The 17,899-nt window shown below is 70.1% G+C and carries 14 protein-coding genes and 1 pseudogene; 6 read left to right on the top strand and 9 right to left on the bottom strand.

Going from position 1 to position 17,899, the window contains the following annotated elements; genetic code table 11:
- Window positions 1-49: 49 nt before the first annotated feature.
- A complete protein-coding gene (locus ACVBEQ_RS22820; RefSeq protein ID WP_447155717.1) occupies window positions 50-1,018 on the bottom strand; it encodes an NAD(P)-dependent alcohol dehydrogenase in 969 nt (322 codons plus the stop codon).
- 202 nt (window positions 1,019-1,220) lie between these two features.
- On the opposite strand from ACVBEQ_RS22820, the gene ACVBEQ_RS22815 reads away from it, so the two are divergent.
- Window positions 1,221-1,952: a TetR/AcrR family transcriptional regulator gene (locus ACVBEQ_RS22815; RefSeq protein WP_447155695.1), complete on the top strand. Its 732-nt coding sequence runs from the start codon at window positions 1,221-1,223 to the stop codon at window positions 1,950-1,952.
- Between the two features lie 15 nt (window positions 1,953-1,967).
- On the opposite strand, the gene ACVBEQ_RS22810 is transcribed toward ACVBEQ_RS22815, so the two are convergent.
- The 4 genes and pseudogenes from ACVBEQ_RS22810 to ACVBEQ_RS22795 all read right to left on the bottom strand — a co-directional run bounded on the left by ACVBEQ_RS22810 (window position 1,968) and on the right by ACVBEQ_RS22795 (window position 6,025).
- Complete coding sequence (locus tag ACVBEQ_RS22810) at window positions 1,968-2,789, bottom strand: ABC transporter ATP-binding protein (RefSeq protein WP_447155694.1); 822 nt, start codon at window positions 2,787-2,789, stop codon at window positions 1,968-1,970.
- Window positions 2,786-3,840 (bottom strand): annotated as a pseudogene (locus tag ACVBEQ_RS22805) (FecCD family ABC transporter permease). The gene ACVBEQ_RS22810 and the pseudogene ACVBEQ_RS22805 overlap by 4 nt, the downstream one beginning before the upstream one ends.
- 11 nt (window positions 3,841-3,851) lie before the next feature.
- On the bottom strand, window positions 3,852-4,931 hold the full coding sequence (locus ACVBEQ_RS22800; protein ID WP_447155693.1) for a FecCD family ABC transporter permease: 1,080 nt from the start codon (window positions 4,929-4,931) through the stop codon (window positions 3,852-3,854).
- Entirely contained in the window at window positions 4,928-6,025 is a 1,098-nt protein-coding gene (locus ACVBEQ_RS22795) for an iron-siderophore ABC transporter substrate-binding protein (protein WP_447155692.1), read from the bottom strand. Before ACVBEQ_RS22795 ends, ACVBEQ_RS22800 begins: the two co-directional genes overlap by 4 nt.
- A gap of 108 nt (window positions 6,026-6,133) precedes the next feature.
- Here ACVBEQ_RS22795 and ACVBEQ_RS22790 point away from each other — a divergent pair, with 108 nt between their 5' ends.
- On the top strand, window positions 6,134-6,988 hold the full coding sequence (locus ACVBEQ_RS22790; RefSeq protein ID WP_447155691.1) for a siderophore-interacting protein: 855 nt from the start codon (window positions 6,134-6,136) through the stop codon (window positions 6,986-6,988).
- Between the two features lie 25 nt (window positions 6,989-7,013).
- Here the strand turns inward: ACVBEQ_RS22790 and ACVBEQ_RS22785 are convergent, their stop codons facing one another.
- From ACVBEQ_RS22785 to ACVBEQ_RS22770, 4 genes are all read right to left on the bottom strand, one after another.
- A complete protein-coding gene (locus ACVBEQ_RS22785; RefSeq protein WP_447155690.1) occupies window positions 7,014-7,208 on the bottom strand; it encodes a helix-turn-helix transcriptional regulator in 195 nt (64 codons plus the stop codon).
- A gap of 59 nt (window positions 7,209-7,267) precedes the next feature.
- Complete coding sequence (locus ACVBEQ_RS22780) at window positions 7,268-7,624, bottom strand: hypothetical protein (protein ID WP_473163198.1); 357 nt, start codon at window positions 7,622-7,624, stop codon at window positions 7,268-7,270.
- A 665-nt stretch (window positions 7,625-8,289) separates the two neighbouring features.
- Window positions 8,290-9,144 carry a cytochrome c oxidase assembly protein gene (locus ACVBEQ_RS22775; protein WP_447155688.1) on the bottom strand — a complete coding sequence of 285 codons (855 nt, stop codon included), beginning with the start codon at window positions 9,142-9,144 and terminating at the stop codon, window positions 8,290-8,292.
- Entirely contained in the window at window positions 9,141-9,623 is a 483-nt protein-coding gene (locus ACVBEQ_RS22770; protein WP_447155687.1) for a DUF2243 domain-containing protein, read from the bottom strand. Before ACVBEQ_RS22770 ends, ACVBEQ_RS22775 begins: the two co-directional genes overlap by 4 nt.
- A 152-nt stretch (window positions 9,624-9,775) precedes the next feature.
- On the opposite strand from ACVBEQ_RS22770, the gene ACVBEQ_RS22765 reads away from it, so the two are divergent.
- The 4 genes from ACVBEQ_RS22765 to ACVBEQ_RS22750 all read left to right on the top strand — a co-directional run bounded on the left by ACVBEQ_RS22765 (window position 9,776) and on the right by ACVBEQ_RS22750 (window position 17,844).
- Window positions 9,776-14,722: an ATP-dependent helicase gene (locus ACVBEQ_RS22765; protein WP_447155686.1), complete on the top strand. Its 4,947-nt coding sequence runs from the start codon at window positions 9,776-9,778 to the stop codon at window positions 14,720-14,722.
- 186 nt (window positions 14,723-14,908) lie between these two features.
- Complete coding sequence (locus ACVBEQ_RS22760) at window positions 14,909-15,844, top strand: DNA-formamidopyrimidine glycosylase family protein (protein ID WP_447155685.1); 936 nt, start codon at window positions 14,909-14,911, stop codon at window positions 15,842-15,844.
- Between the two features lie 87 nt (window positions 15,845-15,931).
- Window positions 15,932-16,954 carry an alpha/beta hydrolase gene (locus ACVBEQ_RS22755; protein ID WP_447155684.1) on the top strand — a complete coding sequence of 341 codons (1,023 nt, stop codon included), beginning with the start codon at window positions 15,932-15,934 and terminating at the stop codon, window positions 16,952-16,954.
- A gap of 389 nt (window positions 16,955-17,343) precedes the next feature.
- Window positions 17,344-17,844, top strand: a complete 501-nt coding sequence (locus tag ACVBEQ_RS22750) for a flagellar basal body-associated FliL family protein (protein WP_447155683.1) — start codon at window positions 17,344-17,346, stop codon at window positions 17,842-17,844.
- Window positions 17,845-17,899 lie beyond the last annotated feature (55 nt).

Below are 17,899 nucleotides of genomic sequence, written 5' to 3'. Positions count from 1 at the left end.
GGCAGCCGTTGCGAGCGGTGTGATGTGGTGCGTCGAGCCCGACGCCGGGTCAGACGGTGATGACGACCTTGCCGCGAACCTGCCCGTTCTCCATGCGCCGCATGGCGTCCCGGGCCTGAGCAAGTGGGTAGCTGCGGTCGATCGCCGGCAGGACGGAGCCGTCCTCGAGGTGGCCGGAGAGGATTTCCAGGTCGCTGGCCCGTTCCTTCGAGACGAGCCCGGTGATCCGCTGCCCGATGAACGGACTGAGCAGGGCGCCGCGGAGTTGCCGGTCGATTCCGCCGGTCAGGTTGCCGCGGCTCTCGCCGCCGACGATCACGGCGGTGCCGGTGGGCGTGAGGGCCCTGCGCAGCCGGGAGATCGGTGCGTTGCCGCCGATGTCGATGATGAGGTCATAGCGGTGGGTGCCGTCGGCGAAGTCCTCCTGCCGGTAGTCGATGACGCGGTCCGCGCCCAGCGCCCGCACCATGTCGGTCTTGTCGGTGCTGCACACCCCGGTGACGGTTGCCCCGAGTGCCTTCGCCAGCTGGACCGCGAAGCTGCCGACGCCGCCCGACGCCCCGATGATCAACACGTCCTGCCCGTGCTCGATCTTGCCCGCGCGGAGGGCCTGCAGCGCCGTTCCGCCGGAGATCGGTGACGCGGCAGCCTGTTCGAACGTGATTCCAGCCGGCTTGTGCGCCAGTTTGTTCTCCGGTGCCGCCGCGTACTCCGCGAAGGAGCCCCTGCTCATTCCGAACACCTCGTCGCCGATCGCGAACCTGCTGACAGCGGCACCGACGGCGACCACCGTGCCGGCGACATCCACACCGGAAACGGGATTCTTCGGTCGGCGGAACCCGAAGCCCATCACCCTCATCAGGTACGGCCGGCCCGTCATCCGGTGCCAGGTGCCGCGATCGAGGCCGGCGGCCCGGACCCGGATCAGCACGTCACTCTCGCCGATCGCCGGCGGCGCGGTCTCGCCGAATTGCAGCACCTCCGACGTGCCGTAGGTGCTCTGCACGATCGCCCGCATGGAGCGCGGCAGGACCGTCCCGGTCTGGGTGCCTGGGGTCTGGGTGGCCGTGGTCTGGGTGCCTGTGGTCTGGGTGCCTGTCGTCCGCTGCGCTTCGGTTCCCATGATCTTCACTCCCTGTCGAGCCGGTGAGCCGGTCTCACCTTACTTAGTACGAGACTGTATAGTACTTAGTACGAAGGCGCCAGGGAGCGGGGAGAAAATGTCGAAAGCGGTCAGTTCGGGCAGCACGGTCGAGTCGGGTGCTCCGCAGCGGGCGCCGCTCAGTCGCGACCGGGTATTCCGGGCCGCGGTCACCGTCGCCGACGCGGGCGGGATCGGTGGGCTGACGATCCGGTCCTTGGCGCAGGAACTCGGCGTCAAGCCCATGTCGGTGTATCACTACGTCGCGAACAAGGACGAGATCATCGACGCGGCTGTGGATCTCGTCTTCGCGGAGATCGAGCTCCCGGTGATCGGCGGGGAGTGGCGGACCGAGATGCGGCGCCGGGCCGACTCGGCGCGGGAGGTGCTGCGCCGTCATCCGTGGGCGACGGCATTGCTGCAGTCGCGACTGAATCCCGGGCCTGCGACCTTGCGGCACCACAACGCCTTCATCGGGACACTCCGGGCGGCAGGTTTTTCCGTGCGGTTGACCGCGCACGCCTTCGCGCTCATCGACAGCTACGTGTACGGGTTCGCGCTGTCCGAGCGGGCCCTGCCCATCAACGGTCCGGAGAGCGTGCCGGACCTGGCGTCCTCGATGATGGAGCAGTACTTCGACGCGGACGCCTACCCGCACCTGCTCGACTTCACCATGCAGCACATCATGGTGCCCGGCTACGACTTCGGCCTCGAGTTCGGGTACGGGCTCGACGTCATCCTGGAGGGTCTGGCCCGTGCCGCGGCCGCCGACCACAGTGCCGGCGCGGAGGCAGGCCAGGACGCCGGCTGACCGAGCCCGGCCTGATCAGCGCCGCACGTGGAACTGGCCCAGCGGAAGCACCAGCGGCGCACCGCTTGTCGGGTCCTCGATGATCCGCGATTCCAGGCCGAACACCTCCCGCACGCAGTCCACGGTCACCACGTCGGCCGGTGTACCCCGGCGGTGGCAGCGACCGTCCTTGACCGCGACCAGCTCGTCGGCGTAACGCGCGGCCAGGTTGAGGTCGTGCAACACCATCACGATGGTCGTGCCGCGGCGGCGGTTGAGCTCGGTGAGCAGATCCAGGACGTCGATCTGGTGGGTGACGTCCAGGAACGTGGTCGGCTCGTCCAGCAGCAGGATGTCCGTGTCCTGTGCGAGCGCCATCGCAATCCAGACCCGCTGCCGCTGACCTCCGGACAGCTCGTCCACCGGGCGGTCCGCGAGATCGGCGACCCCGGTCGCGGTGAGCGCTGCATAGACCGCGTCGTCATCGGCGGCGGTCCACCGGCTCAGCAGGCCGCGGTGCGGGTTGCGGCCACGGCCGACCAGATCGGCGACGACGATTCCCTCCGGCGCTACCGGCGTCTGCGGCAACACCCCGACCCGTCGGGCGACCTCACGGGTGGGCGTCCGGTGGATGTCCTTGCCGTCCAGCAGGACCGTGCCCGCGGACGGTCTGAGCAGCCGACCCATGGCCCGCAGCAGCGTCGACTTCCCGCAGGCGTTGGCTCCGACGATCACCGTGATCCGGCCCGCAGGCACCTCGAGGTCGAAGCCCTGTACGACGGTGCGCTCGCCGTAGCCGAGGGTCGCGCCGACGACGTTGAGGGTGGGAACGTGCTGCGTGTGGTCGGGGTTGCTCACAGGGCGCCTCCGATGCGATTGGACCTGATCAGCAGGTACAGCAGGTACGGCGCGCCAACCGCGCCGGTCACCACGCCGACGGGGAATCGGGTGTCGAACGCGAACTGCCCCAACAGGTCTGCCGCCAGCACCAGGGCCGCGCCGACAAGTGCCGCGGGAATGACGAGGGACCCGCCCGGGCCGACCAGTCGGACCGCGATGGGCCCGGCGAGGAATGCCACGAAGGCGATCGGGCCGGTGGTCGCGGTGGCGAAGGCTGCGAGGGCGACCGCACCGAGCACCAGCAGCAGCCGGGTTGGTTGCACGTCGACACCGAGCGCCGCGGCGCTGTCGTCGCCGAGTTGCAGCATCTGCAGCCGTCTGCCGAGCGCCAGCATGATCGGCAGCACCGCCGCGACCGCGATCGCCAGCGGCGGGAGCTGCGACCAGGAGGCGGTGCTCAGGCTTCCGGTCAACCACCGCAGGGACTCCTGGACGTCCCATGCGCTCGCGCGCAACAGCAGGTAGGCGACAACGCTGTCCAGCATTGCGCCGACCGCGATGCCGATGAGCACCAACCGGCCGCCCGAGACACCGTCCTTGAAGGCCAGCAGGTAGATCACCAGGGCGGTCAGCAGTCCGGCAACGACCGCCAGCGCGGCGGTGGCCGAGCTGCTTAGGCCGAGTACGACGATCCCGGCCACCGCGGCGGCGCTGGCTCCGGACGTGATGCCGATGACGTCCGGGCTGGCCAAGGCATGCGCAGCATCGTCTGAAAGGTGACCCCGGCAACTCCGAAGGCGACGCCCGCCAGGACCGCGGTGAGCGCCCTGGGCAGCCGAAGCCGACCGACCGCGAACGACGCACCGGCGACCTGCTCGCCGCTGAGAACCCGGATGACCTCGGCCGGGCTGTAGACGGTGCGTCCGAAGCAGAGCGTGACGGCGAACAGGACCACCACCGACAGCGCCAACGCGGCCATCACGACCCCGCGGCGGCGCTCACGGCGACGCCGAGCGGGGCGCAGGGTGGTCCCCGAACCAGGAGTCGTCGGCGTCGCAGTTCTCGCCATCGGCGGCGCGCTCACAGCTCGCGGACCCGTCGGCGGCGGACGATCGCGATGAACACCGGCGCACCGATCAGCGCGGTCACCACTCCCACCTCGAGTTCGGTGGGTCTGGCCGCCAGTCGCCCGATCACATCGGCCACGGTGAGCAATGCGGCGCCCATCATGGCCGAGAGCGGCAGCAGCCAACGGTGGTCGACCCCGGCCAGCAGGCGCGCCGTATGTGGCACGACGAGGCCGACGAAAGCGATCGGGCCGGCAACGGCCGTTGCCGCGCCGCAGAGCAGAACGGCCCCGATCCCGCCCAGCAGGCGTGCCCGGGCGACCCGCTCGCCCAACCCGGCGGCGAGGTCGTCGCCGAGTGCAAGGCTGTTCAGGCTGCGGGCCGCGAACGCCGCCAGCAGCGCGCCGACGGCGAGGAACGGCAGCATCTGCAGCACGGCAGGCATGGTGGCGCCGCCGACGCCGCCGATCTGCCAGAACCTGAACACGGTGATGATCTCCACCCGCGGCAGCAGGATCCCGCTGAGCAGCGAACTCAACGCCGCCATGGTCGCGGCACCGGCGAGTGCGAGTTTGAGTGGCGTCGCGCCGCCGCGACCGAGCGAACCGATCAGGTACACGACCACCGCCGCGGCACCCGCACCGGCGATCGCGAGCCACATGTGCTGGGCAGGTGAGGAAATGCCGAAGAACGCCAGCCCGGCGACGACGGCGAGGGCAGCGCCGGTGTTGATCCCGAGGATGCCCGGGTCGGCCAGCGGATTGCGGGTGACTCCCTGCATCAGGGCGCCGGACAGCCCCAGCGCCGCGCCCACCACGATGGCCAGCACGGTCCGCGGAAGTCGCTGGCGGACGGCCGCCTGCGCGATGCCTTCCTGCGCCGGGTCGAGAAAGGACGACAGGATCTCCGGAACGCTGACCGTCCGCGCACCCAGCGAGACGGACAGCGTGGCGGCGATCAGCACCAGTCCGGCGCTGACGGCGAGCCAGCCGATGCGCCGGCCGCGGGTGCGTGATCGCCCACCCGACCGGCCACCCGCCGACCGAGTGCGGGCAGCGTCCGGCGGGTGCACGGGTTTCGTCGAGGCGGTCACTGCACCTTGTCGGCGGCGGCCGCGATCAGGGGCAGGTAGTCGTCCAGGCTCCAGCGCAGCGACAGCGCGGTCGGCGGGGACACCGCCGCCGCCAACGGGGTGCCGTCCTCGATGAAGACGACGGCGCCGTTCTTGATCGCGGGAATGGTCCCGAGCAGCGGGTCGGCCTGCAGGGTGGCCAACAGCGTCTCGTCGCCGTACCCGAAGACGATGTCCACATCGTCGAAGGTGTCGGCCTTCTCGGCGCTCACCGACCCGAAGAACTCGTCCGACCCGGCGGACAGCTTCTCGATGCTCGCAGGCGTGGTCAGGCCGAGGTCCGTCAGGTACCTCGCCCTCGCGTCGATGGCGCTGTAGTACCCGACGGAACTCAGGTCCGTGGGATCGAGGTAGGTGAACATCGCGGTCTTCCCGGCGATCTGCGGGTACTCCGCCAGGGCGGTGGCGATGTCGGCGTCGATGCCCTCGATGTAGGACGCTGCAGCGGATTCCAGTCCGAGAGCCTTCGCGTTCGTCAGCAACGCCGTGTCCCACGGAGCGCCCCACGCAGCGTCCGGGTACGCGATCGTCGGCGCGATCTCGCTCAGCGTCGCGTACTCCTCCTTGGTGATCCCCGAGAACGCCGCGAGGATGACGTCCGGCTGCGTCTCGGCCACCGCTTCGACGTCGATGGCGTCCGTCTCGTCGAACAGCACCGGAAGTTCCTCTGCCCCCAGCGATGTCATCTGCTCGGCGGTCCAGGGATGGATCCCGTTGGCGTCGTCGTCGCCGTACGTCTGCTTGGCCATCCCGACCGGTACGACGCCGAGGGCGAGGGCGGCATCGTGATTCGCCCACGCGACCGTGGCCACCCGTTCCGGCTTCGCGTCGACGGTGGTCGTGCCGAACGCGTGCGTGACGGTGACCGGGAAGGTCGCGGCCGCGGCCGCGGCTGCGGAGCCGGCCGGATCCGCTCCGACGCTGCCGAGGGCCGTGCTGCTGGACGGGGCTGGGGCGGCGGACGAGCCGGTATCGCTGCCGCAGGCGGCGAGTAGCAGGGCGGCAGTGGCGAGTGCGATCGGCCCGGCGGTGCGGCTGGAGCGGAGAGCGGGCATGGAGTGTGGACCCTTCGGGGCGCTAGGTGAATGGGCGAGGTTAGGCTAACCTAACTCATCATCGGAGGATCCGGAATCCGCCCCCCGCCGCACTTCTCGAGGAGATCCATGGACCAGGCGCTGATCGATGCAGCCGTTGACACGGCGGATGATGTGGCCCCGCGGGCGCGCAGGGCTCCCGTCACGAGGTCACCGCATGCGGTCGCGGCTCGGGTCCGGCGCGTGCTGCCGCTCGGTCCCCACATGATCAGGATCACCCTCACGGCGCCCGAGTTCGCCGCCTGGCAGTACCTCCTGAGTGATCACTACGTGCGGATGCTGTTCCCGCTGCAGCACCAGGACGCCCCGCGACTGCCGCTCACCGATCAGTGGTGGCCCGAGTTGGTCGCCATGCCCGCAGCCGAGCGACCGGTGCTGCGCAACTACACGGTCGTGGACGTGCGGCCGGACGTCGCCGAGGTGGACATCGATTTCGTCCGCCACGAGCCGGCGGGACCTGCCTGCGAGTGGGCGTCCACCGCGGTGCCGGGGGCGAACGTCGGACTCATCGACCAGGGCGTGCTGCACGAGATCCGGCGCCAGGCGACCGATTACCTGATCGTCGGTGACGAGAGCGCGCTCCCCGCCGCGGCCGGACTGCTGGCGGCGCTCCCGGACGCGATCAACGCCACGGTGCTGATCGAGGTCCCCGACCCGCGTGACAGGCGGGACCTGCCGACTTCCTGCGCCGCGGATATCCGCTATCTGATCCGGAGTGCGCCGCGCAGCCGTCCCGGGACGTTGCTGCCCGAGGCGGTCCGGTCGTGGCGTCCGGCGGGCGCCCGGCCGGTCGCCTGGGTGTCCGGCGAGTCCGGGATGACGACAGCCGTCCGGAGAATGCTTGTCCTACAGGGCATCCCGCGCGGCGACATCAGCTTCCACGGCTATTTCAAGCACGGGGCGGCGCAGTACGCGGCCGACTGAGATCCGCCGGCTCTGCTCTGCTGGCCTAGTTCTCCGGGTAGAAGACCTCCTCGATGGTGACTCCGAAGAGGCTTGCGATTCGGAAGGCCAACGGGAGACTCGGGTCGTAGCGACCGGTTTCGAGTGCGTTCACCGTCTGGCGTGACACTTCCAACTGATCTGCCAGTGCGCCCTGGGTCCATCCCCGCTGTTCCCGCAGCAGCTTCAGTGCGTTCTTCACCGCCGCGGAGCCAGGATGCTGGCAACCCCCCAACCGATCATGCCGGCCCCGAAGATCACTCACCCGGTGATGCGACTCTGCAGGCCGGCTGCCTCCAGCAGTCCGATCGTCACCGCGGCAGTCATCGCCACGCCGAACCCCACCGCGAAGCCGTCCAACAGAAGTCGTTGCTGGTAGTCGTCGAGCCGATGCAGATGCCTGACCACGGCAACCAGGACCCACAGCAACGGCAGTGCGGGCAGTACCGCCCAGACAAACCGTGACGGCGCGGTGCCGTCGAGCCCGCCCAGGCTGATCACCAAGATCAGCACCACGCCGTACGCCACCATGCCCGGGATGAACTCTCGCAGGTACGCCCGAGCCCTGGCCCGGTCCCCGTTGCTTCGGTCGGCATTGTCAAGGTTCCTTGTCATCATCAGCCCAGAATGCCGCTGCACGGGACAGGTGTCAAGGGACCTTGTCACCGGTCTGGGTCTGGGTCTGGGGTTCGGGCTCGATCTGGGGCGGGGCGGGGCGGGGCGGTGGTGTGCCCCCATGCCCGCTCCCGAAATGGTGTGAGACTCGCGATACCTCGTCCGGTTTCAGTGGGTTCGGAAACGGGCAGGAGGGCCTCGACCGCCCGAACTCGGGCCGACTTTCTCGGTTTCTGTGTCGCGGCAGCCACTTTCGGTGGCCTGCTCGGTGCTGACCGGGTCGAAGTCGCGCCGGTGACCGATCCCTATACCGTAGAATGAGGTTTGCACTGCAGCCTGCCGGTCACCGTTGACGATGTATCCCGGTGAGCCAGTTGCTCGGGTGAAACAAGCCGCCCTCCCCACCGCGCCATTTCTTTCACGGCACCCGTGAATAAGTACTGCTGCTGTATTCGCCCCGCACGCTCCGGCACCCGGATTCATCCTCGGGCGCGGTGCGCGCTCCTGCATTGTCACCGAAGGACATCATGAGCATCCTGAAAAGCGCCATCACTCTCGTACCGGTCGTCGCCCTGACCGGAGTTGTCGTCGTCGGCATCGCCGTTTCCGTCAGCCTGGCTTCATGGGAACTGCTGTGAGCGAAGCAATGTCGGGGTCCGCTCGGTGATCTAGGCGGATCCGGGGACAACCTGCCTGCGCTGCTGACGACGGAGTTCCCGACCCGAGGCGGCGTACCAGCGGGACAGCACCGCGATACCGAGTGCAACCTCGACAACGGTGCCGCCGTAATACATGAGCTGAGCGCCCATTTGGAGCTGATCGGTGGGCCCGGCACCGGCCGGCAACCCATGCGCGTACATGAACTTGGCCAGGATGTCGTGCGTTGCCGCGGCGATCAACAGCACGACCAGTGAGGTCACCAGCCCCGGTCGGTTCCTGATCGGGTCCGCGCCGACGAGCAGAGCGCTGAGCAGGCAGCCCGTCAGGAACATGTGCAGGTGGATCACCGCAGCGACCATGCTGTTGCCGTGCGCGATGTCGAACAACGGGGTCAGGTAAAAGGCGTACAGGCCCCCGATGTGCAGCACCAACACCACCGGGGCAAGGGTCATCACCCGCACCGGGGAACTGTGCAGGAGCCGCAGGATTCCCAGCCGGGCGCGAGGCCCCACTGTTCGCAGGGCGAGGGTGATCGGCGCGCCCAGCGCCAGCAGCAACGGCGCGAGCATCGCGATCAGCAGGTGCTGCAGCACGTGCGCGGGAAACGCATCGAGCCCGGGTGCCGGCAGCACACCGATCACCACGCAGCCCAGCCCCAGTGCCGTCACGGCCGATCTCGCCACCGGCCAGCCGATTCCGCGACCGCGCAACCGGCGGACGCCGACCACGTAGCCGGCCGCGGCCAACAGCACTGCGTTCATGACGAAGAACGCGCTACCAGGCAGGCCCGTCATCGGGGTCATGTCGGCATGCCCGACCGGCGCCGTCGACAGCAGGACGCCCGGGGCCCGGAGGGGTGTCACGGGCGGCGGCCGTCTACCGCCAGGGCGGTGCCGAACAGCAGCGCGACCCCGACGAGCACCAGGATAATCGCCAGCGCATTCCAGGTGAGGTCGTAGGCCGTCAGGTCGACGTCGTAGCGGATCTGGTGCAGTCCGAGCAGCTTGTGCTGGATCACGCCGTCGTACAGCTGGAATCCTCCGCAGCCGAGGAAGGCGCCCGCCCACCACCGTTTCGGCACGGTCGCCCGGCGCCGCTGCAGGTCCGCGAACAGGAACAGGCCCGCGACCATCGCCAGCCATCCACCGGCATGGAACAACCCGTCGGAGATCAGCCCCACATCGGGCGTCGACTTGTCGTAGAAGTGGTGCCAGCGCAACAACTGGTGGAAAACCACCTCGTCGACGAACGCCGCGACGCCGATGCCCACCAGCACACCGGACAGGATCGACCTGGCTGCGCTGGGGCGGGTGACAGTGCTGGTGTCGCTGGATCGCTGCATGCGGGACGCACTCCGTTCCGGTCGCCGATGGTGCTGGAGTTCCCCCTGGCGCTGCGCGCGAACCGGATGGGCCCGGCGGTCCCGAACGGGGTGGGCGGGGCCGGGCACCTGGTCCGGACGCCGCTGTCGGTGGGCACCAGCACAATGGCTGGGTGACCAAGCACGCGGCCGGCGGCGACCCCGCGTCCCCGGCTGCCCTGGCGCGGTTCGATCCGCTGGTCCGGGACTGGTTCACCGCGGCGTTCGCGGAGCCGACCACTGCGCAGACCGGTGCCTGGGACGCGATCGGCCGCGGGGATCACACGCTGGTGGTGGCGCCCACCGGATCGGGCAAGACGCTCGCGGCGTTCCTGTCCTCGATCGACGACCTCGTCTCGCGCTCGGCCCGGACGGCGGCCGGTGCGCCATCGCCGCCGGCGGAACGCTGCACCGTGCTCTACCTCTCCCCGCTCAAGGCCCTCGCCGTCGACGTCGAACGCAACCTGCGCTCGCCGCTCACCGGCATCGGCCAGGTGGCCGCGCGGCGCGGGCTGCCGCTTCCGGAGATCTCCGTCGCCGTGCGCTCCGGGGACACGCCGGCATCCGACCGCCGGATCTTCGCGCGGGAGGGCGCCGACATCCTGATCACCACACCGGAGTCGCTGTTCCTGCTGCTGACCAGCCGCGCGCGGGAGATGCTGACCAGCGTCCGCACCGTCATCGTGGACGAGGTGCACGCCGTCGCCGGGACGAAACGCGGCGCGCACCTGGCAGTCTCGCTCGACCGATTGGACGCGCTGCTCGACCGGCCCGCCCAGCGGGTGGGGCTCTCGGCCACAGTCCGTCCGGTGGAGGAGGTGGCCCGGTTCCTCGCCGGCGGCCGACCCGTGACGGTGGTCCAGCCGCCGTCCACGAAACAGATCGACGTCGATGTCGTGGTGCCGGTCGCGGACATGAGCCAACTCGGCACGACCACCGGCGACCTGACCGGTAAGGCCGCCGGCGAGGTGGCCAGGACCTCGATCTGGCCACACGTCGAGGAGCGGGTCGTCGATCTCATCGAGTCACACCGGTCGACGATCGTGTTCGCCAACTCGCGGCGGCTCGCCGAACGACTCACCGCACGGCTCAACGAGATCCACGCCGAGCGGCTCGCCGTGGTGGACCTCCGCGAGGCGGCGGAGGTATCCGGCCCGGCGGCCCAAGTGATGGCGCAGGCCGGCACCGCCGTCGGTGCGCCCGCCGTGCTGGCGAAGGCGCACCACGGGTCGGTCTCGAGGGAACAGCGCGCGCTCATCGAGGACGAGCTGAAAACGGGACTGTTGCCCGCCGTGGTGGCAACCTCCTCGCTGGAGCTGGGCATCGACATGGGCGCGGTGGATCTGGTGATCCAGGTTGAATCACCCCCGTCGGTGGCGAGTGGGCTGCAGCGGATCGGCCGGGCCGGGCATCAGGTCGGCGCACCCAGCCACGGCGTGATGTTCCCCAAGTTCCGTGGGGACCTGATCTCCGCCGCCGTCGTGGCCGGCCGCATGCAGGTCGGGGCCATCGAATCGCTCTCCGTCATCGCGAACCCACTGGACATCGCGGCACAGCAGATCGTCGCGATCTGTGCGATGGAACCGATCACGGTCGACGAGGTGCTGGAACTGCTCCGCCGGTCGGCTCCGTTCGCCGCGCTCGGCCGTGGCGCGCTGGAAGCGGTGCTGGACATGCTGTCCGGCCGTTATCCCAGCGAGCAGTTCGCCGAGTTACGGCCCCGGCTGACCTGGGACAGGACCACCGGGGTGCTCACCGGGCGGCCGGGAGCGCAACGGCTGGCCGTCACCTCGGGTGGCACCATCCCGGACCGCGGGCTGTACGGCGTCTTCCTCGCCGGTGGCGACGGACCGGGCCGGCGCGTTGGTGAGCTCGACGAGGAGATGGTCTACGAGTCCAGGGTCGGTGACGTCTTCGCGCTCGGCTCCAGTTCGTGGCGCATCGTTGACATCACCCGCGATCAGGTGCTCGTGCTGCCCGCACCGGGACTGCCCGGCAAGTTGCCGTTCTGGAAGGGCGACACGCTCGGCCGGCCGGCCGAACTCGGCCGCGCACACGGGGAGTTCGTCCGCGAGGTCTCGTCGGCGAAGCCGAAGGTGGCCGATCGGATGCTCGCCGCCTCCGGCCTGGACGAGTACGCCCGGAACAACCTCGTCGGCTACCTCGCCGAACAGCAGGCCGCGATCGGTGTGGTCCCCGATGAGAAGACCCTGGTGATCGAACGTTTCCGGGACGAGCTGGGGGACTGGCGGATCGTGCTGCATTCGCCGTACGGGGCCGCGGTGCACGCGCCGTGGGCGCTGGTGATCTCGGCGCGGATGCGGGAGCGGTACGGGGTCGACGTCGCGGCCATGCACGCCGACGACGGGATCGTGCTGCGGCTTCCCGATGTCGAGTACGAGGACGGGCCACCGGATTTCGCCGAGTTCGTCGCCCTGGATCCGCAGACCCTCGAAGCCGAGGTGACGGCGGAGATCGGCGGCGCCGCCATCTTCGCCGCCCGGTTCCGGGAGTGTGCCGCCCGCGCACTGTTGTTGCCGCGCAGGCAGATCGGCAAGCGTCAACCGCTGTGGCAGCAGCGTCAACGGGCCAGTCAGCTGTTGGAGGTCGCGTCGGCGTACCCGTCGTTCCCGATCGTCGCCGAAGCGGTCAGGGAGTGCCTGTCCGACGTTTTCGACGTCCCGTCGCTGGTCTCCCTGATGAAGGAACTGGAGTCACGGACCGTCCGGATCGTCGAGGTGACGACGCCCTCGCCGTCCCCGTTCGCGTCCTCGCTGCTGTTCGGCTACGTCGCGCAATTCCTCTACGAGGGTGACTCGCCGCTCGCCGAGCGGCGGGCGGCCGCCCTCACCGTCGACCCGACCCTGCTCGCCGAACTGCTCGGGCACGGCGACGGGTTGGCGCTGCGCGACCTGCTCGACCCGACGGCGCTCGCCGACATCGAGGCGGAACTGCAGCGCGTCGCGGAGGACCGGCGCGCCCGGAACATCGACGAGATCGCCGACCTGCTCAGAATTATCGGCCCGTTGACGACCACCGAGGTGGACCTGCGGAGTTCGGTGCCGGACGTCGGCGGAGCCCTCGCCGACCTCGCTGCCACCCGCAGGGCGGTAGAGGTGCGGATCGGCGGCGAGGTGATGTGGGCCGATCCCACCGACGCGCCGGTGCTCCGTGACGCCCTCGGCACCGCACTTCCGCCGGGCATCGCCGCATCGTTGCTGACGTCGGTCGACGACCCGCTCGGTCGCCTGCTGGGCAGGTACGCCCGGACTCACGGGCCGTTCGTCGCGGCGGAGCCGGCGTCCCGGTTCGGTCTCGGCATCGCCGTCGTCACCGACGCGCTGCGCCGCCTCGCCGGTTCCGGCCGGCTCGCCGAAGGCGAGTTCCGGCCGCTGGGCTCGCTCGACCGGCGCGGAGACGCCGCCGGCGGACCGGAATTCGTCGATGCCGAGGTGCTCCGGCTGCTCCGCCGGCGGTCGCTGGCCGCGCTGCGCGCTGAGGTCGAACCGGTCGAGAAGCAGGCACTGGCCCGCTTCCTCACCGCCTGGAACGGCATCGGTGTGCACCGTGGATCGGAGGCGCTGCGTGGCACCGACGGGCTGCTGCGGGCGATCGAGCAGATGGCCGGCGCCGTCGTTCCCGCCTCGGCGCTGGAGTCGTTGATCCTGCCCGCCCGGGTCTCGGGGTACACCCCCGCAATGCTCGACGAGCTCACCACCGCCGGCGAAGTGCTGTGGACCGGGCACGGTTCACTCGCCGGCGACGACGGCTGGATCGCACTGCACCTGGCCGACACATCGGCGCTCACCATTCCGCTGCCGGATGCCGACTCGCCCGCCCCGACCGGCGAGCTGCACTTTGCCATCCTGCAGGTGCTGGCCGGTGGCGGCGCCTACTTCTTCCGGTCGCTGGCCGACGCGGTCGCCGCGTTCGTCGCGGCCGACCGGGAGCACGGGACTGCGAACGGCGACCCGACCTCGACCAACGGATCGGCACCGAAGGTCGCCGCTGACGACTCGTCCGTCGCGGACGCCTTGTGGGACCTGGTGTTCGCCGGGCTCGTCACCAGCGACACGCTTGCCCCGCTGCGCGCCAAGCTGGTCGGTGGCCGCACCACGCACCGGTCGAGAACCCCTGCCCCGCGGGCCCGAATGCGCGGCCCGTCCGGGCTGGCGCTGCTCTCGGCGGGGCAACGCGGCCGTCCGGTGGGCGAGCGCGGGATCCGCCGCGGTGTCCCGCCGTCGGTGACCGGCCGGTGGTCACTGGTCCCGGAGAAGGAGACCGACTCGACGGTGCGGGCGCATGCGGCCGCCGAGGTGCTGTTGGACCGGCACGGGATCGTCACCCGCGGCGCGGTGGTGGCCGAGGGCACCGTCGGCGGGTTCGCCGCGGTGTACCGGGTGCTCGCCGCACTGGAGGAGACCGGCCGGATCCGCCGCGGCTACTTCGTCGAGGGTCTCGGGGCCGCGCAGTTCGCGTCGGCCGGCGCGGTCGACCGGGTCCGGGGGTTCGCGGCGAGACCGGGTGAGCAGGAGGGTGTTCCGCAGGGCGTCGTGCTGGCCGCTGCTGATCCCGCGAACCCGTACGGCGCCGCCCTCCCGTGGCCGCCGACCACCGGCAGTACGTCGAGCGGCAGTGCGAGTCGCGGCGGCGTGTCCAGCGGCGGAGCGAGCACGGGCGGTGCGTCCGTCGGCGGCGCGAGCACCGGTTCCAGGGCCGAGCCGGGCACCGGCGAAGATCCCGAGCGGGTGAACGGGAAGCCCTCCGCAGGATCGTCCGACCGGCATCGACCCGCCCGTCGCGCCGGAGCCCTCACCGTGCTCGTCGATGGCGAGGCGGTGTTCTTCGCCGAACGCGGCGGGCGTTCCCTGCTGACCTTCTCCGGACAGCCGGAGCTGCTCGCGGTCGCGGCCGAAGCGCTCGCCGAGCGGGTGCGCTCCGGCCGGATCGGATCGCTGACGATCACCAAGATCGACGGCACCGACGCGCTCTCGTCCACTGGCCCGGTGGTGGATTCGCTGACGGCGGCGGGCTTCACCATGACCCCGCGCGGACTCCGCCTGCGCAGCAGCGCCCGGTGAGCGGAAGCCGGCCACGGCAATCTGCCTCGGCGATCGGCCGAATCCCCGCGATCGGGAACGCCGCGAGATCGGTAACGCCGCGGGATCGGAGAACGTCCCGCGATCGGGGAACACATCACTCGACGCCGTTTCCGCTCCCGTACGACAAAGCCGCAATTGAGCCCCATTGGAAACAGGAGGTGAGCGATGCCCGAGGGTGACACCGTGCTGCGGACCGCCCGCCGGCTGGATCAGGCGCTCGCCGGTCGACCGCTGGTCCGTTCCGAGCTGCGCTGGCCCACGCTGGGCGAGGCGGACCTCGCCGGCCGCACGGTCACCGAAGTGGTGGCGTACGGCAAGCAGATCCTGACCCGGTTCGCCGCCGCCGATGAGGGAGCTACTCGGCCGCGCTTCCCGACCGTCCCCGATGTGCCGCTGACGCTGCGCTCGCACCTGCGGATGGAGGGGCGCTGGTACGTGCACGCGCGTGACGCCGAACCATGGCCGCAGCGCGGCCGCGGCAGCGTCCGGGCGGTGCTGGGCGGCACGGAGTGGACGGCGGTCGGGACCTGGCTGGGACTGCTCGACCTGTTGCCGACCGCGGACGAGCACACGCTCGTCGGGCACCTCGGGCCGGACATCATGGCCGACGACTTCGAAACAGTGGGGCTCGCCGAAGCGACCCGCCGGCTCACCGTCGACCCCGAGCGGCACGTCGGTGCCGCGCTGCTCGACCAGACGACTGTGGCCGGCATCGGCACCATGTACATGGCCGAGGCGCTGTTCGTGCAGAAGACCTCCCCGTGGATGCCCATCGGCGAGGTCGACGTCCCCGCACTGCTGGCGACCGCGCGGCGGCAATTGCTCCGCGGCGCGACCCAGGCCAAGCCCACCACGACGGGCAATCCCCGCCGCGGGCTGGAGAACTGGGTGCACAGCCGCTCCGGCCGGCCGTGTCAGCGTTGCGGGACGATCATCAGGGTGGCGCCGATCGGCCCCGTGCTGAAGGAGCGGCCGGCGTTCTACTGCCCGTCCTGCCAGCCGGGACCGACGCCGACCGACGACGGGAAGCCGCGCAACCCGTTGGGCGCCAACCCGTCCTACCGCGAGGACCGCCGGCCCACCGGCTACCGGCGCCGCTGACGAGTGTCACCCGCTGCACCGAGGTCGAGCGTGGCTCATGATGACCGGGCTCAGCACAACCGGCGACCAGCAAGGGGTTCGAGGACGATGACGCCCGCTCGGTGGTTCCGGCTGGGCGTCGGTCTCCTGCTGCTCGTCGTCCCGTCATGGGCGCTGCTCAGCCGGCTCGACGCGATCTGGAACGGCCATCCGGCGTATCCGGCGACGCTGTTGGTGACCGTCGCCGTCGGACTAACCCTTGTCGCAACGGCCTTCCCGCCCTGGCGGCGGGACCCGGAACCGGACGGCGCGCCGTGGGAACAGGATGGCGCTCGCACCGCCCAGGGCGGGGATCCGCAGGCACCGTCACCTCGGCGGTGCGGCTGGTGGATGGCCGGCCGGGTCGTCATCGCGCTGCTCGCGATCGGGTGGGTCGGCCTGCTGGGTTGGCTTCGACCGTTCACCGCCGGACCGGATGCGCTGGCCGCACTGCAGAGTGATCAATCGGTCACCGTCGTCGACCACCCGACCTCCATCGAGTTCATCCCGACCACGCCGGCGCCCACCGGAGTCGGGTTGGTGTTCTCCCCGGGAGCCCGGGTCGATGCCCGCGCCTACGCAGCGCTGCTCCGGCCCGCGGCTGAAGCCGGCAACCTCGTGGTCATCCTCAAGGAGCCTTACGGCTTGGCGATCACCCAGGTCGGGCAGTCGGCCGGCCCGATCGCCGACCATACCGAGATCGGCCGCTGGGCGGTCGGCGGCCACTCCCTCGGCGGGGTGAGCGCTTCCTGGTTCGCGGCCGATCACCTCGACGCCGTTGACGGTCTGCTGTTGTGGGCCTCATTCCCCCAGGACGACATGTCGGCCGACGACACCCTCGAGGTGGAGTCGATCTCCGGCAGCAACGACCTGCTCGCCACGCCCGCCGACATCGAGCTCAGCAAGAGCAAACTGCCGCCGGACACCACCTTCACCGAGATCGAGGGCGGGGTGCACGCCTACTTCGGCGACTACAGCGAGCAACCCGGGGACGGTCAGCCTTCGATCAGCCGGGGGGATGCGTCCGCACAGATCTCCGCCGCCACCGTCGCGTTCCTCGGTCGGGTGGGCGCTGAGGTGCCCACCGGCTGAGCCACTCTCCCGAAGGCACGCCGATCGGTTGCCGGGTACCAGGTGCACGGGCTGTGTTCCCCGCCGACAGTCACACCAGGTGACGCTTCGGCTTGATGAGGCCGTGACGGCCTCCCCGGGTGTCGCTCGTCATGACCCACCGCTGCTCCCGTAGATCCCGAGCGAGTGACTTTGCCCTGCTTTGAGTGGTTGTAGCTAGAAATGTCCCTTTTACGCTAGCGGCCCATGCAGTATGTCCATCAGCCGAACTATTCATGTGCATCTAGTTTTCGGCACGCGATACAGCCCGACGCGGTTTGACGTATGGCCCTTTTGCACCCGAGGGATCGGGACAGGGTCGTTCCGATGTCGCACGCCCGCAACGCCTTTCACCAAGGATTGGACGCCCCGTGAGCACACGTCTCAGCAGCACGAAGAAGCGACTGACCGTCATCGTTGTCGCCGCCGCACTGATCCTGCTGGGAGGCGGTGCTGCGTTTGCGTACTGGACCTCGTCAGGGCAGGGTGTCGGAACGGCAACCACCGGTACGAGTGTCGTTTTCATCGTGGCCAGCACGGCAGCGACCGGCGACCCGCTCACTCCCGGTGGGCCGACGCAGACGGTTGCGTTCACGGTGACCAATCCCAGCTCCGGTGTGCAGCAGCTCGCCAATGTGACCGTCACCGTCGCAAACGCCGGCGGCGCGGAGTGGACTCGAACTGTGCCTGGCCCCCCTGTCCTGACCTGTACCGCGGCCGATTACACGGTCGGCGTCCCCGACATTGTTTATGGCTCCCTCGATCCGGGAGAGACCGTCGACGGAACGGTGACCATCACCATGGACGACACAGGGGCGAACCAGGACGGGTGCAAGGGCGCCACCGTCCCGCTCTACTTCCTCGCGAGCTGACCGGGTCCGGGGCGTCGTCGCCGTTGCCGACGCCGCCCCGGCCATTCGGTACGCG

It is taken from the genome of Nakamurella sp. GG22 (assembly GCF_052976845.2).
Note: the sequence above shows the minus strand (reverse complement) of the source record. Positions and strands in the feature narration are given on the sequence as shown.